The following is a 387-nucleotide window of genomic DNA, read 5'->3' as shown; positions in this document are numbered from 1 at the left end:
GTAACAATAAGTGCATAGACATAAGTGCATCAAAATGAAGTTGTATACAGTACTTGACTAACCAACCTCAAAATGGTAAAATATAAAACGTAAATAAAATAGAAAGAAGGAAGAAAATGAGTATTGAATCAGTGTTACAAATTGCTTTATGGGTACTAGGTGTGTTAGCTGTAGCATATTTACTAATTTTCGTGATTTTAGGTTTGCGTATTATTGCATCAAATGAAGTAGCAGTAGTAGAAAAATGGTGGAGTTTAAAAGGTTCTTTGAAAGACTCAATCATTGCTTTAAACGGAGAGGCAGGTTATCAACCAAATGTTCTTCGTGGTGGTATTCATTTAAAAACAGTATTAATATCAAAAGTTCAAGAAGGATCTTTAATAGTTG

At 31.3% G+C, this 387-nt stretch carries 1 pseudogene; it reads left to right on the top strand.

The window, feature by feature from the left end:
* Positions 1-116 precede the first annotated feature (116 nt).
* Positions 117-387: pseudogene (locus tag ACW2QF_RS19530) on the top strand (flotillin family protein); the annotation flags it as partial.

The organism is Anaerosporobacter sp. (genome assembly GCF_965301125.1).
Note: the sequence above shows the minus strand (reverse complement) of the source record. Positions and strands in the feature narration are given on the sequence as shown.